Genomic DNA, 1,690 nt, shown 5'->3' with positions numbered 1-1,690 from the left:
CGGAACGCTCGGAGCGCTCGGGACGCTCGGGACGCTCGGGGCGGTCGGGGCGGTCGGGGCGGTCGGAACGCTCGGGATGGCCGGGATGGGGACGCGTCTGCGGGGCCGGGTCGTCGATTCGGGGTACGGCCGCGAGCAGGGTTTGGGTGTAGGGCGTGCGTGGTCGGTAGAACAGGTCGTCGACCGGGCCGGTTTCCACTACGTGGCCGGAGCGCATCACCAGGACGCGATCGGCGAGTCCGGCAACGATGCCGAGGTCGTGGGTGACGAAGAGGATGGCGGCGCCGGTCTCGTGGCGGGCGGTTCTGAGCACGTCGAGGATCTGGGCCTGGACTGTGACGTCGAGGGCGGTGGTCGGCTCGTCGCAGATGATCAGGTCGGGGTGGTTGGCGATGGCCATCGCGATCATCACACGCTGGCGCATTCCGCCGGAGAACTCGTGCGGGAATGCGCGTGCCCGCCGCCTGGGGTCAGGGATGCCGACCAGGTCGAGCAATTCGACGGCACGCGCTCGGGCGTTCTTCCGGGACACGTCCTGATGCGCCCGAATCGCTTCGGCGACCTGGTCCCCGACCCGATATACCGGCGTCAGCCCGGCGAGGGGATCCTGGAAGACCATCGCCATCGCCTTGCCACGCAGCGCGGTGAGCTCTTTCTCCGGCGCGCCGAGCAACTCGCGCCCATGCAGCCGGACCGATCCGCTCACCACAGCCCGAGGCGGCAGCAACCCGAGCACGGCCAGCGCGCTCACCGATTTCCCGGAGCCCGACTCCCCGACGATCCCGAGCACTTCCCCGCGCGCGACATCGAACTCGACCCCCTGCACGGCCAGAACATCCCCGAACCGAACCGCCAACTCGCGCACTTCCAACACCGTCACCGCCGCCCTCCGTTCGAGGTGGGGTCGAAGGCGTCCCGCAACGCGTCGCCGATCAGATTGACCGCGAGGATCATGAGTACGAGCAGCCCGGCAGCGAACCAGAACGTCCAGGGTGCGTAGAGCGCCGTTCTGGCGCCGTCCGCGATCAGTCCGCCGAGGGACACGTCCGGTGGCTGCACGCCGAACCCGAAATAGGACAGCGACGTCTCGGTCAGGATGGCCGCGCTGACGTTGAGCGTGGCGTCAACGATCAGTAGTGACGCCATGTTCGGAATCACATGCCGGAAAATGATTTTGTAGCCGGGCACTCCCATGAACCGGGCCGCCAGCACGTACTCCCGTTCCTTGATCGAGATGGTCATCCCGCGGACCACCTTCGAGGTGACCATCCACATGAACGCCGCCAGCAACACCACCAGCGCCGGCCACGCCCCCGGCCCCAGCGCCGGTGAAAGCACCGCCACAATCAGAAACGCCGGCAACACCAGCAGCAGATCCGTGACCCACCCGAGCACCCGACCGGTCCACCCCAGGTAGTAACCCGCGAACGCCCCCACCACGGCCGCCACCGCCGTGGAAATCACAGCGACCAGCAACCCGATCAGCAACGACTTCTGCATCCCACGCAACGTCAACGCGAAGACATCACCCCCGGTCTGCGTGGTCCCCCACCAATGCGCCCCCGAAGGCCCCTGCAAAAACGCCAGAAAGTCCTTGTCCTTATACGACCAACCCCCCACAACCGGCCCCACAAAGGCCAGCAGAAACAACCCCCCCACCAACAAAACCCCAACCCGCCCACCCCAAGAC

Annotated in this window: 2 protein-coding genes; both read right to left on the bottom strand. The window is 67.2% G+C overall.

Going from position 1 to position 1,690, the window contains the following annotated elements; all coding sequences use genetic code 11:
* A partial coding sequence (locus Aple_RS33440; RefSeq protein WP_155348742.1) for an ABC transporter ATP-binding protein occupies positions 1 to 880 on the bottom strand: 880 nt, incomplete at its 3' end.
* Positions 877 to 1,665, bottom strand: a complete 789-nt coding sequence (locus tag Aple_RS33435; RefSeq protein ID WP_246264962.1) for an ABC transporter permease — start codon at positions 1,663 to 1,665, stop codon at positions 877 to 879. The genes Aple_RS33440 and Aple_RS33435, both read right to left, overlap by 4 nt.
* Positions 1,666 to 1,690 lie beyond the last annotated feature (25 nt).

It is taken from the genome of Acrocarpospora pleiomorpha (assembly GCF_009687885.1).
GTDB classification, from domain to species: domain Bacteria; phylum Actinomycetota; class Actinomycetes; order Streptosporangiales; family Streptosporangiaceae; genus Acrocarpospora; species Acrocarpospora pleiomorpha.
Note: the sequence above shows the minus strand (reverse complement) of the source record. Positions and strands in the feature narration are given on the sequence as shown.